General features: G+C 65.4%; 12 protein-coding genes. 4 read left to right on the top strand and 8 right to left on the bottom strand.

Translation table 11 applies throughout. From position 1 onward, the window contains the following. The first annotated feature begins 593 nt into the window (after positions 1–593). A complete protein-coding gene (locus tag ABC728_RS13010; protein WP_416617990.1) occupies positions 594–812 on the top strand; it encodes a hypothetical protein in 219 nt (72 codons plus the stop codon). Here ABC728_RS13010 and ABC728_RS13005 read toward each other — a convergent pair. The 6 genes from ABC728_RS13005 to ABC728_RS12980 form a co-directional block, all read right to left on the bottom strand. Next, positions 783–2,474 (bottom strand): PAS domain-containing sensor histidine kinase, encoded by a 1,692-nt coding sequence (locus tag ABC728_RS13005; protein ID WP_416617991.1) that lies wholly within the window; start codon positions 2,472–2,474, stop codon positions 783–785. The two genes, ABC728_RS13010 and ABC728_RS13005, sit on opposite strands and share 30 nt — an antisense overlap. Positions 2,475–2,587: 113 nt before the next feature. Further along, positions 2,588–3,710, bottom strand: a protein-coding gene (prfB, locus tag ABC728_RS13000; RefSeq protein WP_445376565.1) for a peptide chain release factor 2 whose coding sequence is annotated in 2 segments (ribosomal slippage) — positions 2,588–3,640 and positions 3,642–3,710 — 1,122 coding nt in all. Because the reading frame shifts where the segments join, the coding sequence is not laid out codon by codon here. A 160-nt stretch (positions 3,711–3,870) separates the two neighbouring features. Further along, a complete protein-coding gene (locus ABC728_RS12995) occupies positions 3,871–4,527 on the bottom strand; it encodes an OmpW/AlkL family protein (protein ID WP_416617993.1) in 657 nt (218 codons plus the stop codon). A gap of 180 nt (positions 4,528–4,707) precedes the next feature. Then, positions 4,708–6,999 carry an ATP-binding protein gene (locus ABC728_RS12990; protein WP_416617994.1) on the bottom strand — a complete coding sequence of 764 codons (2,292 nt, stop codon included), beginning with the start codon at positions 6,997–6,999 and terminating at the stop codon, positions 4,708–4,710. Between the two features lie 139 nt (positions 7,000–7,138). After that, entirely contained in the window at positions 7,139–8,353 is a 1,215-nt protein-coding gene (gene odhB / locus ABC728_RS12985; RefSeq protein ID WP_416617995.1) for a 2-oxoglutarate dehydrogenase complex dihydrolipoyllysine-residue succinyltransferase, read from the bottom strand. A 55-nt stretch (positions 8,354–8,408) separates the two neighbouring features. After that, a complete protein-coding gene (locus tag ABC728_RS12980; RefSeq protein ID WP_416617996.1) occupies positions 8,409–11,345 on the bottom strand; it encodes a 2-oxoglutarate dehydrogenase E1 component in 2,937 nt (978 codons plus the stop codon). A gap of 243 nt (positions 11,346–11,588) precedes the next feature. Between ABC728_RS12980 and ABC728_RS12975 the strand changes: the two genes are divergently transcribed. The 3 genes from ABC728_RS12975 to ABC728_RS12965 all read left to right on the top strand — a co-directional run bounded on the left by ABC728_RS12975 (position 11,589) and on the right by ABC728_RS12965 (position 14,475). Continuing rightward, entirely contained in the window at positions 11,589–12,197 is a 609-nt protein-coding gene (locus tag ABC728_RS12975) for a TetR/AcrR family transcriptional regulator (protein WP_416617997.1), read from the top strand. 3 nt (positions 12,198–12,200) lie between these two features. Continuing rightward, complete coding sequence (locus ABC728_RS12970) at positions 12,201–13,502, top strand: hypothetical protein (RefSeq protein WP_416617998.1); 1,302 nt, start codon at positions 12,201–12,203, stop codon at positions 13,500–13,502. Positions 13,503–13,563: 61 nt separating this feature from the next. Next, entirely contained in the window at positions 13,564–14,475 is a 912-nt protein-coding gene (locus tag ABC728_RS12965; protein WP_416617999.1) for a peptidylprolyl isomerase, read from the top strand. A gap of 100 nt (positions 14,476–14,575) precedes the next feature. Here the strand turns inward: ABC728_RS12965 and purF are convergent, their stop codons facing one another. Both purF and ABC728_RS12955 read right to left on the bottom strand, forming a co-directional pair. Beyond that, entirely contained in the window at positions 14,576–16,030 is a 1,455-nt protein-coding gene (purF, locus tag ABC728_RS12960; RefSeq protein ID WP_416618000.1) for an amidophosphoribosyltransferase, read from the bottom strand. Positions 16,031–16,090: 60 nt separating this feature from the next. Next, the gene (locus ABC728_RS12955; RefSeq protein ID WP_416618001.1) at positions 16,091–16,813 is read right to left on the bottom strand and encodes a CvpA family protein; all 723 of its coding nucleotides are present in this window, start codon (positions 16,811–16,813) and stop codon (positions 16,091–16,093) included.

Below are 16,813 nucleotides of genomic sequence, written 5' to 3'. Positions count from 1 at the left end.
CCCTTGTAGGATGGAGGCACGGAGGGGGGATAAGAAGTAATTGAACCAACTTTTCCCTAATCCAGATGTTGGGGCGGGATCATCCTTTCCAGATTTGGGAAGGGGAGAGGAAATGGTTGGCCGTCAACAAAGCCGACCATTTGAATGGACTGGCTGTTGTTCTCTAGATCGTGATTTTGGGCTGGACAAACGGTTTCCGGCTTTTGCCTCCATCCGGTGAAACGACCCTAATGGTGACTGAAAACTTGTCCGTTTGTCAAAGTGGACAGTGGTCGCGACAGATTGTGACATTTTGGGTCAATGCCATTGGTCGTGCGGCATCCGTGCGGAATCCGTTGGTCAGGCTGGCTGACAAGATAGGATTTCCTTCGCCTTTTCCCATGCCTTGGCTGGCCCCTTCTATCCTCAGCGCAACTGGCCTCAGCGCAACTGGCCTCAGCGCAACTGGCCTCAGCGCAACTGGCCGAATGGAATTGCCGCCGATGTCCGTGGGAATCCCGACCGATCAGCGATACATGCAAAGGGTTGGGTTTGCGTTACCCCGCGCACTGGGGGTGGCGTCCGGCTTTTGCGGTATTCCGGGAATTCGCTGAATGAGCGACCCCATTAAAAATGGTTCGCCAACAAAATCGTTGGCGATGCATCTGGCGCCGGAAGATGATTGGCGTCGAAGCATGGAGCTTTCCCATCGCGTCGCCTTCCTGGCTTGGCTGGATTGTGCCGAGGGGGCCACCCGCCGTCAGTTGGCGGCGGAAATGGCAAAGGTTTCAGGGGCCCCGGTGTCAGGTACCAAGTGCGGTTGCTGTGGTTGACCTTTCGCGCAGATCATTGCTGGCGGCTGGTCGCGGCGCCGTGCCACGGGTGACATTGGGGGCGGGGAAACGGAAGGTGAAGGTCGTGCCTTGCCCCAGAACACTGTCCACCGCGACCTCTGCACCGTGCAACTCGGCCAGCGCCCGCGCGATGGACAGGCCCAGCCCGGTGCCGTTCTGGTGGTCCTGCACCTGGCCGACCTGTTCGAACGGATGCCAGATGCGATCCAGGTCGCTGTCGGAAATGCCGACGCCTGTGTCCGCCACCGACAGGACAAGGTCGCGGCTGTCGGGGTCGATAATGGCACCAAGGTTGATCTTCCCGCCGGCCGGCGTGAACTTCACGGCATTGCCGACGATGTTCAGCAGCAATTGCCGCAGGGCCCGCTCGTCTGCCAGAAGCAGCACCGGTTCCCCCTCGGGCAGGTCGACCCGGACGTCCAGATTCTTGTCCTGTGCAAGCCCCAGGGCAATGCGCTGGATCTGCCTTAACTCACCTTCCAGGGGAATCCAGCAGGGCTCCAGCGTCAGGCGGCCGGCTTCGATCTTGGACAGGTGCAGCATGTCGTTGATGACGGACAGAAGGTGCCGGGCCGCCAACATGATGTCGCCCGCATATTCGACATGATGGGGATCGACGGCCGTTCCGTGCTGCCCGCTGCCGGCAATCATGCCGGCGAAGCCCAGGATGGCGTTCAGCGGCGTGCGCAACTCGTGGCTCATGGTCGCGATGAAGGCGGATTTGGTCCGCGATGCCTCCTCCGCGGCCAGACGCGCGGCCTCGGCGGCGGCGGCCTTGGCCTGGGCCGTCACATCAACGACCGTGGATTGAATGGCATGGCTCCCGTCCCAGACGATGCGGCGGGCCAGCACATCCACATGGATGATCGATCCGTCCTTCTTCAGGACCTTGGCTGCCCGGAAAATGGGCAGCTTGCCGCCGGCCAGCAGGATCGACCAGGCCCGGTCGGCCTGCGCCCGTTCCGCAGCCGGAATGATCAGGGATATGTCGCCCGCGATCACGTCCAGCACCGACGAGTAGCCCAGCATGCTGGCATAGGCCGGGTTGCAGAACAGGATGCGGGATCCCTGATGCACCACGATGCCCTGCACCGACCCTTCGACCATGTCGCGCAGCCGTTGCTCGTTGGTTCGCAAGGCCTGTTCGATGTCGCGCGCCTCCGTCACGTCCCGCCCTTCCACCACCAGACGGGGATGGCCATCCCCGTCATGGTCGATTGGCGTGATGGACAGGTCGAAGACAAGCGGGGCGCCCGTTTCAGGCCCCGTTCCCAGGTCGAAGCGGATGGTGGCGCCCTTGCAGGCCGCCTGCACGGCGGAAACAAGCCGGTCGCGCGCCACGTCGGAGCCCCGCCACCAGGGCGTGTCCCACAATGCGATGCCCTGTACCTGGGAGGGGGGCAGATCGCCCACGCGCAAGGCCGCCCGGTTGGCCGCCAGCACGACGCCATCCCCGTCCAACAGGAGAAGCACCTGCGATGTGCTGTTGAAATAGGATATGAACAGCCGGTCGGCACCTGCCAGACCATCCACCCATAGATCCGAACCGGTCGCCTCCGCTGCCGCCATCAGGCATTCCCCTGCGATGTCCAGGGCGTGCGCCAGGGCGCCCAGGGCATCCGCCGAAAAAAATGGGAGCAATCCCGCCCATCGCCGGGGGCAGGACAGCCTGTCCATTTGTGATAGAAAAGCGAAAGCCCGGCAACAGAATGTTGCCGGGCTTGGGCAGGAAGATAGCCGCAGGTGGAAGATACCTACTCGTTCTTCCCGTCACCGTGGCCATTCAGCCGCTGTGCCAGGGCCGCCTGCAGGAACTTGTCCAGATCACCGTTCAGCACGCCGGCGCTGTCGGATGTCTCCACCCCGGTCCGCAAATCCTTCACCATCTGATAGGGCTGCAGGACATAGGAACGGATCTGGTGGCCCCAGCCGATATCGGTCTTGGTGGCTTCCAGGGCGCTGGCAGCCTCTTCCCGCTTGCGCAGTTCCAGCTCGTACAAGCGGGCACGCAGCATATCCCAGGCCTTGGCCCGGTTCTTGTGCTGGCTGCGTTCCTGCTGACAGGAAACCACGATTCCAGTCGGGATATGCGTGAAACGCACGGCCGAGTTGGTCTTGTTCACGTGCTGGCCACCGGCCCCGCTGGCGCGGAACGTATCGACCTTCACGTCCTTCTCGTTGATTTCCACATTGATCTTGTCATCGATCACGGGGGTGACCGAAACCGATGAGAAGGAGGTGTGGCGCCGTGCCTGGCTGTCGAAGGGAGAGATCCGGACCAGACGATGCACGCCCGATTCCGACTTCAGCCAGCCATAGGCGTTATGGCCCTTGATCTGGATGGTGGCGGACTTGATGCCGGCTTCCTCGCCGTCGGTCTCGTCCAGCATTTCCACCTTGTAGCCGTGCTGTTCGGCCCAGCGGGTGTACATGCGCAGCAGGATCAGGGCCCAGTCCTGGGCTTCCGTGCCGCCGGCACCGGCATTGACTTCCAGGTAGCAGTCATTGGCATCGGCCTCACCGGAAAGCAGGCTTTCCAGTTCCATGGTGGCGGCGCGATCCTGCAGGCTGAACACGGCCTTCTCGGCCTCGGCGACCATGTCCTGATCGCCTTCCATCTCGGCCAGCTCCAGAAGTTCCAGATTGTCCTTCAGGTCGCGTTCCAGCTGCCGCGTCCCGTTCAGGGATGCTTCAAGCTGGTTCTTTTCCCGCAGCAGCTTCTGGGCCCGGTCGCTGTCATTCCACAGGTTGGGGTCTTCGGTCAGTGCGGTCAGTTCGTCGAGGCGGAAAAGGGATTTCTCCCAGTCAAAGATGCCTCCTCAGCAGGACCAAGGACTGTTCCACAGCCTCGGCCACCGCTTGGATTTCGGCGCGCATGGGCATGCTCCCGATCAAGAACGGTGCGGCCTTGCCCGGACAGGGACCGGGGGCGGCCTTGTTGCGAAGGGCCTTGTGTACCCCCGGATGCCGCCGAGGCCAAGTCCCTTCCCAACATGGCCGCCCCCGGTTTGCGGGGACGGTCGCGCCGGACCGCCGATCAGAAGCGGTAGCCGAAGCCGACGCCGAAGATCCAGGGATCAAGATCGACCTTGGCATTGACCAGCGCGGGCAGGCCGGCATTCACCTTCACATCGGTGTTCAGCCACAGCTTCTTGACGTCCAGGTTCAGCGACCATTTGTCCGTCAGCGCCACGTCCACGCCACCCTGCAGGGCCACGCCGAAACTGTTGTCATAATCGATGCCCAGCGCGGCACCGGGATCGTCGCCATAGAAGATGGTGTAGTTGACACCGGCGCCGATATAGGGGCTGACCTTGCCCTTGGGGTTGAAATGATACTGAAGGGTCACCGTCGGCGGCAGCAGCCAGACATCGCCCAGATCCACCGACGCACCCAGCGGCGAGCCCTTTGCCTTCACATGATGATGGGTCGTGCCCAGGATCAGTTCGGCGGCGATATTGTCGGTGAAGAAATAGCTGAAATCGAGTTCCGGCACCGTGGAATTATCGACCGATGCCTTGCCGGGGATCGCCGTGGTGCCCAGCTTCAGGTTGCTGCCTTCATCAGGCTGCACATAGATGACGCGACCACGCACAAGCAGATCACCGGCTGCCTTCTCCGCCTGTGCCGGCACGGCAGCGGCGGCGGCAATCGTCAACGCGGCGGCAACCGCCGGGACAGCGATGTTCCTCATCGAAAGGCTCCTGTATTGTGTGCCGGGCGAATATTTCCCCGGCGTCATGGCGCAGTTTCGTGCGTCGTTTACAGGAAGAAGATATATTCTATTGGTCAGGCGCGATCCCTGACTTGGATCAATTTATGGATTTGACTGGATCGCCTTGGTGGAATGCAATAATCGCGGGTGTCGCTTCTTTTATTCTGCCGCGTTGCGCCGGGTCCGGGGCAGCCGGGCCTGGGCATCGGCCAGGATGGCGTCCATGGCGGCCAGGGCCGTATTCATGGGCTGGCCGGGTCGCAGCAGGGCCAGACAATCCCGCAAGGCCTGGGCATCGGCCGTGAAGCCGACGCAGTCCAGCCCGTCCGCCAGCCGCAGGGTGACACGACGAATATCCTTCAGGGGAGGGGGCTTGCGCTCCTCGGCCTGCCGGAATTGCTGACGGGCGTCGGCAACATTCTGTGCCGCCAGCGACAGAAGCCCGTCGACCGCCGGTGTCCCCAGCCGGCCACGCAGCAGCGCCACAGGCCCGGCATCCGCGAGCGGCTGGGGGGCTGATGCCGCCTCTGACGCCCGGCTCGCCTCCGGGATGCTGCCGATGCCGTCAGGCGGGATATGACGCCCCAGCGCGGTCAGCAATTCATCAAGCTTGATGGGCTTGCTCAGGAAGCCCTGCATGCCCACGGCACGGCTGCGGGACACGGTTTCGGGCAGGACATTGGCTGTCAGGGCGATGACGGGAACCGTGGCCATGGGGCCGCCACCGGCCCGCAGCCGTGCCGTGGTTTCAAACCCGTCGAGTCCAGGCATGCCGATATCCATCAGGACCAGCCTGACACGCAGCGTTTCCAGCAGGCGCAGGGCCGTCTCCCCGTCCTCCGCGGTTGTGACCTGGAAGCCCTGCCGGGTAAGAAGCTGTGTTGCGACGAACTGGTTGACGGCATCATCCTCCACCAGCAGCACGGCCGGCCGGCTGGTCCAATAGGGTAACAGGCGGCTGCCCTGGCTGGCCTGGGCGGGGGCGGCGGTCAACGGCATGGGCAGGTCCAGCAAGAAGACGGTGCCATACCCTTCGGCGCTTTCCGCCCGGATGGTGCCGCCCATCATGTCGACCAGCCGCTTGCAGATGGCCAGTCCCAGGCCCACCCCGCCAAAACGCCGGCTGTTGCCCGTCTCCACCTGATAGAAGGCGTCGAACACATGGGGCAGCTTGGCCGGTGGAATGCCGATGCCCGTGTCGGCGACGCTGATCCGGATCAGCGCCGCGCCGGGTGTGATGCTGGCATCGCCGATGCTGGGTTGTTGCCGGCTCACCTCGACCCGGATGCCGCCATGTTCGGTGAACTTGATGGCATTGCCGATCAGGTTCAGCAGGATCTGGCGCAGGCGGGCCTGGTCGATGCTGACATGGCGGGGCACGTCGGGGGCAATGGCGATATCCAGCAGCAGGCCGCCGGCCGCGGCACGCCCGGCCATCAGGTCGATGGCATCATGCAGGCGCTGGTGCAGGTCGGTCGGCTGTGGCAGCAGGGACAGGTGCCCCGCCTCCATGCGGGTGATGTCCAGCAGGTCGTCCAGCAGGGCCATCATCGACTGGCCGGCTTTCTCCATCACCTCCAGCACCTTCTGCTGGGGTGATCCCTTCGGGGGCGGGTCCTGGCGGTGCAGGATTTCCAGCCCGCCCAGCACGGCGTTCACGGGGGTGCGGATCTCGTGACTGACGGCCGCCAGGAACATGGACTTTGCATGGTTGGCCGCCTCCGCCGTCTGGGCCGCGTGGTCGCGCTCCTGTGCGACGCGCGCATTCTCCGCTGATTCCATTTCCAGACGGCGCTGCAGCCATTCGTTGGTCAGCGCCATCATGGCGATGCTGCCCATCACCAGCCCCAGGGTGGTCAGCAGGAAGTTCAGCGATGCGGTCGGGCTGGGCGCGAAAATCCCCTCCGCGTCGGGGTGCAGCAGCAGGTCGGCCAACCGTACCGACAATATCACGGCCATCCCGCCGAAGATGGTGGCGATGGCCACCCACAGCCGCGGCGCCACCTTGCGCCCGTATCGCCAGCATTCGTAGGTGATCAGCAGCTTGATGCCGACAACCCAGATGGTGGCCACGATGGAGCGCAGCACGATGTCGTCGCGCGTCAGCACATCGTAACCCAGGATGGCCGTCATCAGCAGCAGGGAAGCCACCGGCATGGCCAGCCGCGCGCGTCGCCCGTTGAAAAGGCGGATGGAGCCCAGCAGCGCGACCAGCGCCCCACCGACCAGGAAATTGCCAAAGATGACGGCAAACCAGAGCGGCGCGAACCCGCGGCTGGCCAGAACCGCGACGCCCAATCCCACAAGGAAGATGCCGACCGTGAAGTGCGACAGGCCCGGCACGGTCCGCTGACGCCACCAGTAGAGACCCACCGACAGGCCGAGTCCCAGCGCGATCGCCGAAAAGGTGACCAGTTGGGTGATGGTATCGAGGTGCCGAACCAGTTCCATGCCCGCCATCCGCCGGAACGTGTGCCGACAGTTCAAGCATGTCGTGCCCGGCTTGTCATCAAAAGGCTGTTATCCAAAAGAAAAGGCCGTCCCCTGGGGGACGGCCTCTCGCGCACAAGGTTCGGTGCCGATCCGCGGATCAGACATCCAGCAGGATGCGCTCCGGGTTCTCGATGCATTCCTTGACGCGCACCAGGAAGGTCACGGCCTCGCGGCCGTCGATGATGCGGTGGTCATAGGACAGCGCCAGATACATCATGGGCCGAACCTCGACCTTGCCGTTCACGACGACGGCGCGGTCCATGGTCTTGTGCATGCCCAGGATGCCGGATTGCGGCGTGTTCAGGATCGGCGTCGACATCAGCGAGCCATAGACGCCGCCGTTGGAGATGGTGAAGGTGCCACCCGACAGGTCTTCCATGGACAGCTTGCCGTCGCGGGCCTTCTTGCCCAGCTCGCCGATGGTCTTCTCAACGCCGGCGAAGGACAGCTTGTCAGCGTCGCGGACCACGGGAACCACCAGACCCTGCGGCGTGCCCACGGCCACGCCGATATCATAGTAGTTCTTGTAGACAAGATCGGTGCCGTCGATCTCGGCATTGACGGCGGGCAGTTCCTTCAGCGCGACCAGGCAGGCCTTCACGAAGAAGGACATGAAGCCCAGCTTCACGCCGTGCTTCTTCTCGAAGGCGTCCTTCAACTGGTTGCGCATGGCGATCACGTTCGTCATGTCCACCTCGTTGAAGGTGGTCAGCATGGCGGCCGTGTTCTGCGCTTCCTTCAGGCGCTCGGCGATGCGCTGGCGCAGGCGGGTCATGCGCACACGCTCTTCCAGGTCGGCCTTGGCGCGCGGACCGGATGGGGCGGGTGCGGCCTTGGGCGCGGGGGCCGGTGCCGGGGCGGCCTTCGGCGTCTCGATGGCGGCCAGCACGTCGCCCTTGGTCACGCGGCCATCCTTGCCGGTGCCGGCGATGGCGCCGGTATCGACGCCGTTATCCGCTGCGATCTTGGCGGCGGCCGGCATGACCGGGGCCGTGGCGGCCGGTGCGGCGGCAGCGGCGGCCGGCGCAGCGGGTGCCGGGCTGGCCTTGGCCGCGGGGGCCACAGCGGCCCCGGACCCTTCACCGATGGTGCCCAGCAGGGCGCCGACATCGACGTTGGCGCCTTCTTCGGCGACGATCTCCGTCAGCACGCCGGCGGCCTGTGCATTGACCTCCAGCGTCACCTTGTCGGTTTCCAGTTCCACCAGGGCGTCATCGACATTGATGGCGTCCCCGACCTTCTTCAACCAGCGGGCAACCGTCGCTTCCGTGACCGATTCGCCCAGGGTGGGCACCTTGATTTCCGTCGCCATATTCTGTGGCCTTCGTGATTGGATGGTCGTGGGTATGAAAGGATGTTGCCGGCGGTCAGACCGTCAGCGCGTCGTCCAGAAGCTTCGCCTGCTCCTGGTTGTGGCGCTTCAGCATGCCGGTGGCAGGGGCCGCGGATTCGGGCCGGCCGGCATATTTCGGACGGCCCGCCTTGTGCCCGATGCTGGTCAGCACCTTTTCAATGCGGCGGTCGACGAAGTTCCAGCTTCCCTGGTTCTCCGACTCCTCCTGGCACCAGACGACATCGGCGTTCGGATACTTGGCCAGTTCCACGCCCAGCGCATCGGCCGGGAACGGATAGAGCTGTTCCAGGCGGACGATGGCGATGTCCTTGAGGCCCCGGCTCTCGCGTTCCTGGAACAGGTCATAATAGACCTTGCCGGAGCACAGGACCACGCGGCGGATCTTGTCATTGGCCACCAGATCGACGCCCGTTTCGTAAAGGACGCGATGGAAGGTCTGGCCGTTGGTGAACATCTCCAGCGGCGACACGGCCAGCTTGTGGCGCAGCAGCGACTTCGGCGACATCACGATCAGCGGCTTGCGGAAATCGCGGCGGACCTGACGGCGCAGGGCGTGGAAATAGTTGGCCGGCGTCGTGATGTTGCAGACCTGCCAGTTATCCTCGGCCGAGTTCTGCAGAAAACGCTCCAGCCGGGCGGAGCTGTGTTCCGGACCCTGGCCTTCCATGCCGTGCGGCAGCAGCATGACCAGACCGGACATGCGCAGCCACTTCGATTCGGCCGAGCTGATGAACTGATCGATGATGACCTGCGCACCGTTCACGAAATCGCCGAACTGTGCTTCCCAGATGGTCAGCGCATGCGGTTCGGCCAGGGAGAAGCCATATTCGAAGCCCAGCACGGCCGCTTCCGACAGCGGGCTGTCATGCACCTCGAAGGTGGCCTGCTTGCCCGGACGGATATTGTTCAGCGGGATGTACTTCTCTTCATTCTTCTGGTCGATCAGCACGCTGTGCCGCTGGGAGAAGGTGCCGCGGCCCACATCCTGCCCGGACAGGCGCACGGCCGTGCCCTCCACGGCCAGCGTGCCGAAGGCCAGCGCCTCGGCCGTGGCCCAGTCGATGCCCTGGCCCGAGCTGATGGCCTCTGCCTTGGCCTTCAACTGGCGGGCGACCTTGGAATTGACGTTGAAATCGGCCGGCACGCGGGAGATGGCCATGCCCACTTCCGTCAGCAGGTCGGCGGGGACGGCCGTCGTGCCGCGATGCGCATCGGCCTTCGCGGCGGACAGGCCCGCCCACTTGCCTTCCAGCCAGTCGGCCTTGTTGGGCTTGTAGGACATGCCCGCCTGGAATTCGGCTTCCATCCGGGTATTGAACTCGGTGACGAAGCCCTCGGCCTCGTCCTGGCTCAGCACACCTTCAGCGACCAGTTGCTGGGCATAGAGCGCGCGGGTCGTCTGCTGCTTGGCGATGGTCTTGTACATCAGCGGCTGCGTGAACGCCGGCTCGTCGCCTTCATTATGGCCCTGGCGGCGGTAGCAGACGATGTCCACCACCACGTCCTTCAGGAACTTCTGGCGGAATTCGATGGCGATGCGGCTGACATGGATCACCGCTTCGGGATCGTCGCCGTTCACATGGAAGATCGGGGCCTGGATCGACTTGGCCACTTCCGTCGGATACGGGCCGGAACGGCTGTATTGCGGGGCGGTGGTGAAGCCGATCTGGTTGTTGATGATGAAATGGATGATGCCGCCCGTGCGGTAGCCCTTCAGTTCGGACAGCAGCAGCGTTTCCGGCACCAGCCCCTGGCCGGCAAAGGCGGCGTCGCCATGCAGCAGCACGCCCAGCACGTTCCAGCGGCTTTCGTCGGACGGCGGCACCTGCCCGGAAATCTGGCACTGCTTGGCCCGCACGCGGCCGCAGACGACCGGGTTCACGACCTCCAGATGCGACGGGTTGGGCGACAGCGACAGGTGGATGGTGTTGCCATCGAAATCACGGTCGCTGGACGTCCCCATATGGTACTTCACGTCGCCGGAGCCCTGGACATCCTCGGGGTTCGCGGGGTTGCCCTGGAACTCGCTGAAGATGGCCTTGAAGGGCTTGCCCATCACATTGGCCAGCACGTTCAGGCGGCCGCGATGGGCCATGCCCAGCACGATCTCCTTCAGGCCCAGCTGGCCGCCGCGCTTCATCACCTGTTCGATGGCCGGCACCAGCACCTCGCCGCCTTCCAGGCCGAAGCGCTTGGTGCCCGTGTATTTCACTTGGCAGAACTTCTCGAACCCTTCCGCCGCCGTCAGGCGTTGCAGGATGGCCTTCTTGCCATTCACCGTGAAATCGGTCTGGTTGCGGATGCCTTCGATACGTTCCTGGATCCAGGCCTTCTGCTCGGGATCCTGGATATGCATGAACTCCACGCCGATCGAGCCGCAATAGGTGCGATGCACCGCGTCCACGATCTGGCGCAGGGTGGCCGTCTCCATCCCCAGCACGTTGTTGATGAAGATCGGGCGGTCCAGGTCGGCGTCGGTGAAGCCGTAATGGCGGTAGTCCAGTTCCGCATGCTCGGCCCGCTTGTCCAGGCCCAGCGGGTCCAGCTTGGCCAGCAGATGGCCGCGCACCCGGTAATTGCGGATCAGCATCAGGGCGCGCAGGCTGTCCAACTGTGCCTGGCGGACCTGCTCGGGCGTGAAGCCGTTGGCGACCGGTGCCGCGGCCGCCGCGGGGGCGGCCGCCTTGTCGCCCTTGCCCGGCTTGGCCGGCACGGCGTCCGGATCGGCGGCCCCGATGACCCTGGCGGTCGACTTCGCCCAGGACGCACCGTTCAGCTCCGCCAGGATGGCATGACCGTCATCGCCCAGATCGGCGAAGAAGGCCTGCCAACTTGCGTCGACGGAGGCGGGGTCCTGTCTGTAACGGGCGTAGAGTTCCGCGATGAAGGTGCCGTTGGCGCCGAAAAGGAAGGAAAGGCGCTCACTCGGGGCTTGGTCGTAGGGGGCCATTGGGGATTCCGGTCGGAAAGGCCGTGGTGCGGAGCCGCACCGGGCCGGGTGCAAAGGCATGAAATTCCGCGACGGTTGTACGTCAGTGCAACGGTGTCATCAATATGCAGGTCTGCCGTGGCAGCCTTTTGCCTGTAGCACGGGTAGGGTGGATAGCCGGACAAAGGTCGATGCCGTCATCCGGCCGTGTTACAGATAGGAACCCGTCGCGCCAAATCCAGGGAAAATCGGGAAAAATCGCCCATGACACGCCAGCCCCGCGCCGAACTCGCCAAAGCCGTCCTGCACGAGGCGCGCAAACTGGTCGCTGACCACGGACTGGCCGCGCTCACCGCCAGGACTTTGGCGCAGGCGGTCGGTTGCTCTGTCGGGACCCTGTACAACCTGTACCCGAACCTTGATACCGTGCGCCTGCATCTGAACGCGGAACTGCTGGACCGCCTGCAGGTCGTGATGGCCGCCGCCGATGCGGCCGTGCCCGCGGATGCGGCCGTGGAGACACGGCTGCTGGCGCTGGCCAACGCCTATCTTTCGTTCGCACGCTCCAACCTGAACCTGTTCCAGACCCTGATCGACAACCGGCCGCCCGTCCTGACCGAACCGCTGCCCGACTGGCTGCTGGAACGGATCGTGCGCCTGCGCCGGGGGGTGGAGGCGGCGGTCGCCCCGCTGGTGCCCGATGCGGGGGCGGAGCGGCTGGAACGCGCGGCCACCACCATCTGGGCCGCCGTCAACGGCCTGGTGGAGGGCATCGTGTCGGGCAACCTGGCCCCCGTCAGCAGCGCCGACCCCGAATTGCTGATGAGCGAGCTGGTGGAGATGCTGGCCGCGGGCCTGCGGGCCAGGGGGTAGGCCATGGGCCGTGCAGTCACTGCCATCCTGTCATGCGTGCTGCTGGCCCTGCCCGTGTCGGCTGCGGAGCCGGCGGATCCGGCACCGGCGGAAACGCCCGCCGAAAGGGCGCTGGCCGTCCGGCTGTGTGCCGCGCTGACGGTTGCCATCGACAATGTGCCGGGGCGGGGACCCGCATTCCTGCGTTCCTACGACGCCCCGTCGGGCCAGGGCGCGCCGGAGGAGCCGGCGCTGGCCACGGCGGCCTTCACCTATGACAATGCGCTGGCCGCCATCGCCCTGGTGGCCTGTGGCCGCGCGGCCAAGGCGCGGCGTATCGGCGACGCGCTGCTGGCAGCTGTGGAGCATGACCGCGCCGGGGCCGACGGGCGGCTGCGCACGGCCTATCGCGCCGGCCCGCAGCAGGAATTCCCGATTCCACCCAATGGCTGGTGGAATCAGCGGCGGCAGCGCTGGGAGGAGGATGCCTATCAGGTGGGCACCGCCACCGGCAATGTCGCCTGGGCCGGGCTGGCTCTGCTGACCTTGGGTGATGTCCTGGACGAGCCCAGATACCATGCCGGGGCCGCGGCGCTGGGCGCCTGGGTTCTGGCCCGGACGGCGGATGACCGGGGGCCGGGTGGCTTCACGGGCGGGGTTCACGGATATGACGGCGAGACCGTGGCGCTGACCTGGAAATCAACGGAACATAATGTCGATCTGGTGGCGCTGTTCGGCTGGCTGGAACGCGCCGGTGCCGCGGGCGGGGACTGGGCCGGGGGCCGGGCGGCGGCGCGGGGCTTCCTGGACAGCTTGTGGCGGGCCGACAGCGGCCATTTCCCCACGGGCACCCTGCCCGACGGCGTGACGGTCAATGACGGCAATTCGGGCCTGGATGCGCAGCTCTGGCCCCTGATGCTGCCAGGGGCGCCGGACGAATGGCGCCGCGCGCTGGCCTATGCCGACGCGGCGCATGGTGTCGGCGGCGGCTATGATTTCAACGCCGACCGCGATGGCGTCTGGGTGGAAGGCACGGCGCAGGCGGCGCTGGCCTGGCGCATTGCGGGCGACCGGGAACGGTCCGATGCGCTGCTGGAAGGGCTGGCGGCGGATGTCAGCCCCGGCGGCTATCTGTGGGCCACGCGCAGCGACCGTGTTTCCACCGGCTTCGCCATCGGCCCCGACAGCGCGGAAGCGGATTTCTTCTATCACCGCCAGCCGCACCTTGGGGCCACGGCCTGGGCCGTGCTGGCGGCCAGGGGCTGGAACCCCTTTGCGGGCCGGCGTATCGGCGGGCCCAGCGGCGGGCCCAGCGGCGGGCCTTGAGGGCCGGGGCGCCTTCTGGGATGCTGCCGGTCCATCGGCAATCCATCACAAGAAGAAGCCCATGCGCCCGACCCTGTCCGCCGCCGCCCTGGCCCTGGCCCTGGCAGCCCCCGTTTCCATCCCCGCCGCCGCGTCGGCGGCCGCACACCCGACACAGGCGGAGGTGCTGGCCGCCTCGCCCGCGTCGGACTGGCGCGCGCCCGTGCCGGAGAACACGCTTTATCTGGAACTGCCGGCCGGGCGGGTTATCATCGAACTGGCCCCCGGCTTCGCGCCCGCGCATGTGGACAATATGCGCAAGCTGGCGCGGGAACATTGGTATGACGGCACCTTCATCGTGCGGGTGCAGGACAATTACGTCACGCAATGGGGAATGCCGGAGGAAACGCCCCGGCCCATGAAGACCGCCCTGGACCGGCTGGCGCCGGAATTCACGGTGAAGGACGGGGCGGCGGCCTTGCCCTTCACCGTCTCGCCCGATCCCGATGCCTATGCGCCGGAAGTCGGCATTTCCGACATCTTCCCCGCCGCCCGCGATCCGCGGACGGGAGAAGCCTGGATGACCCATTGCTATGGCATCGTCGGGGTGGGGCGCGGCTATGCGCTGGACAGCGGCAGCGGTGCCGAACTCTACACCGTCATCGGCCACAGCCCCCGCCCGCTGGACCGGGTGATCACCCTGGTCGGGCGCGTGCTGAAGGGGATGGAACTGCTGACGGCGCTGCCGCGCGGCACGGGGCCGCTGGGTTTCTATGAAAAGGCCGAACAACGGGTGCCGATCCACAGCGTGCGCCTGGCCGCGGACCTGCCCGCGACGGAACGGGAACGGATCGAGGTGCTGTCCGGCCAGTCCGCGACCTATGTGAAATGGCGCGAGGCGCGGCGCTTCCGCCAGGATGATTTCTTCATCCGGGCGGCCGGCCATATCGATGTCTGCAATGCGATGCCTCCGGTGCGCAGCATCGACGGCTGAGCGGCCGCCACCGGGCGGCACAGACCGGGCCCTGTGTTCCGATCGATGCCGGGATGCGCCGATGCCGCCTTGCGGGCAGCCCGGCGCATCTCCGCCGGGATCAGGCCCGCTTGGCGCCGATATAGGCCACGTCGGCGCGCGGGGTGCTGTCGAAATCGGTCAGCGGAATCGGATATTCGCCCGTGAAGCAGGCGTCGCAATATTGCGGCAGGTCGCTTTCGCGCCTGGCATGGTCCAGCGACTTGTAAAGCCCGTCCAGGCTGATGAAGGCCAAACTGTCGGCATTGATATAGCGCTGCATCTCCTCCACCGTCATGCGGTGGGCCAGCAGCTTTTCCTTCTCCGGCGTGTCGATGCCGTAGAAGCAGCTATGGCTGGTCGGCGGGCTGGAGATGCGCATATGCACTTCCTTGGCGCCGGCGTCGCGCATCATCTCCACGATCTTCACCGACGTGGTGCCGCGCACGATGCTGTCATCGACCAGGATGATGCGCTTGCCCTCGATGAAATGCCGGTTGGCATTATGCTTCAGCTTCACGCCCAGGCGGCGGATCTTGTCCGTCGGCTGGATGAAGGTGCGGCCGACATAATGGTTGCGGATGATGCCCAGGTCGAAGGGGATGCCGCTCTGCTCGGCATAGCCCAGCGCGGCGGGTACGCCGCTGTCCGGCACGGGGATGACCAGATCGGCATCCACATGGCTTTCGATGGCCAGTTGCTGGCCGATCTTCTTGCGCACGCCATAGACGGAATGGCCTTCCATGAAACTGTCCGGCCGGGCGAAATAGATATATTCGAAGATGCAGAACTTGGACGCGGTATTCTGGAAGGGCCGCAGGCTCTGGACACCGTTGCGGTCCAGCACCACCATTTCCCCCGGTTCGATGTCGCGCACGTAATCGGCGCCGATAATGTCCAGCGCCACCGTTTCCGACGCCAGCACATGGCTGTCGCCCAGCCGGCCCAGCACCAGCGGGCGCACGCCATACGGGTCGCGCACGCCGACCACCTGGTCCTTGGCCATGCAGACCAGGGAATAGGCGCCTTCGATCTGGCGCAGCGCATCGACCAGCCGGTCGATGACGCTGCCGTTCCGGCTGGTCGCCATCAGGTGGATGATGGTTTCGGTGTCCGACGTGGACTGGAACAGGCAGCCGCGGCGCACAAGCTGCCGGCGGAGCTGCATGGCGTTGGTCAGGTTGCCGTTATGGGCCAGGGCGAAGCCGCCGAACTCGAACTCGGCGAACAGCGGCTGCACGTTGCGCAGGCTGCGCTCGCCCGTCGTGGCATAGCGGACATGGCCGATCGCGACCTCGCCCGTCAGGTTGCGCATGACCGTTTCGCTACCGAAAATATCGCCGACCTGCCCCAGGGCGCGGTGCTGTGGAAAGTCCTGGCCGTCGAAACTGACGATGCCGGCCGCCTCCTGCCCGCGATGCTGGAGCGCATGCAGCCCCAGCGCCACGAGCGCCGCCGCATCCTGGGGACCATACACACCGAAGACGCCGCACTCCTCGCGCAGCTTGTCGTCGTCGAAGGGATGGGTCGTAAGCATGGGCAGAACGCCTTTCGCGGCTGAGGATGTGTCCGGTTATGTCGAGTTGGCGGGCCGGGTCTAGCGTTGGTCCCCGTCGGGACGTCGATCCGGTTCAAGGAACGGTTGGTCGGTGCTTTTGATCACCTGGTCGAGACGGCCGAGATCATCGGCATTATAGCCGCGATCGGTCTCCGGCACAGCCGCGTTCCCCGCAGATGTGGGGCGCGGATTGGCCAGCCTTTCCAGGGTGCGCCGGGCGTTCTCCGCCTCTTCCAGCCTGTGGCGCGCGCGCTCCGCCTCCCGCTGTGCCGGCGTCAGGTCGGCATTGGGCAGGAAGCCGCGCAACATGTCAGCCCCGGTTTCCAGATAGGGACGGGACTTCGCCTCGCGCAGCCAGACGGGTTGTTCCGGCCACAGCCAGGCGGCGAAAAGATAGGCCAGCGACACCAGCACCGCCCCGCGCACGATGCCGAACGCGAATCCCAGTGACCGGTCGATGGCCGACAGGCTGCTTTCCTGCACCCGACCCGAAATGGCACCGGTCAGCAGGGACAGCGCGATCAGCGAGCCCGTGAACAGGCCCAGGATGGTCACGCCGTCGGCAACATATTGGGTATCGATATGGGCACGGGTGAAGGGGGCTGCCACGGGAAACAGCCATAATGTCGCAAGTGCCGCCCCGATCCAGGCCGCCACCGACAGCACCTCGCGCACGAAACCGCGCGCGAAGGCCATCAGGGCGGAGATCAGCAGGATGATGATGACCGCGATATCGACCGGGTTCAGGCTGCTGGCTTCCAT

It is taken from the genome of Niveispirillum fermenti (assembly GCF_052474395.1).
This window is presented reverse-complemented; position numbering and strand designations above follow the sequence as displayed.

Excerpts from the sequence above, each read along its gene's own strand:
- ABC728_RS12955 (WP_416618001.1), bottom strand. The coding sequence starts at position 16,813 with ATGGAAGCCAGCAGCCTGAACCCGGTCGATATCGCGGTCATCATCATC.
- ABC728_RS12990 (WP_416617994.1), bottom strand. The coding sequence starts at position 6,999 with ATGGAACTGGTTCGGCACCTCGATACCATCACCCAACTGGTCACCTTT.
- purF (WP_416618000.1), bottom strand. The coding sequence starts at position 16,030 with ATGCTTACGACCCATCCCTTCGACGACGACAAGCTGCGCGAGGAGTGC.
- ABC728_RS12965 (WP_416617999.1), top strand. The coding sequence starts at position 13,564 with ATGCGCCCGACCCTGTCCGCCGCCGCCCTGGCCCTGGCCCTGGCAGCC.
- ABC728_RS12995 (WP_416617993.1), bottom strand. The coding sequence starts at position 4,527 with ATGAGGAACATCGCTGTCCCGGCGGTTGCCGCCGCGTTGACGATTGCC.
- ABC728_RS12970 (WP_416617998.1), top strand. The coding sequence starts at position 12,201 with ATGGGCCGTGCAGTCACTGCCATCCTGTCATGCGTGCTGCTGGCCCTG.
- ABC728_RS12975 (WP_416617997.1), top strand. The coding sequence starts at position 11,589 with ATGACACGCCAGCCCCGCGCCGAACTCGCCAAAGCCGTCCTGCACGAG.
- ABC728_RS12980 (WP_416617996.1), bottom strand. The coding sequence starts at position 11,345 with ATGGCCCCCTACGACCAAGCCCCGAGTGAGCGCCTTTCCTTCCTTTTC.
- ABC728_RS13010 (WP_416617990.1), top strand. The coding sequence starts at position 594 with ATGAGCGACCCCATTAAAAATGGTTCGCCAACAAAATCGTTGGCGATG.
- odhB (WP_416617995.1), bottom strand. The coding sequence starts at position 8,353 with ATGGCGACGGAAATCAAGGTGCCCACCCTGGGCGAATCGGTCACGGAA.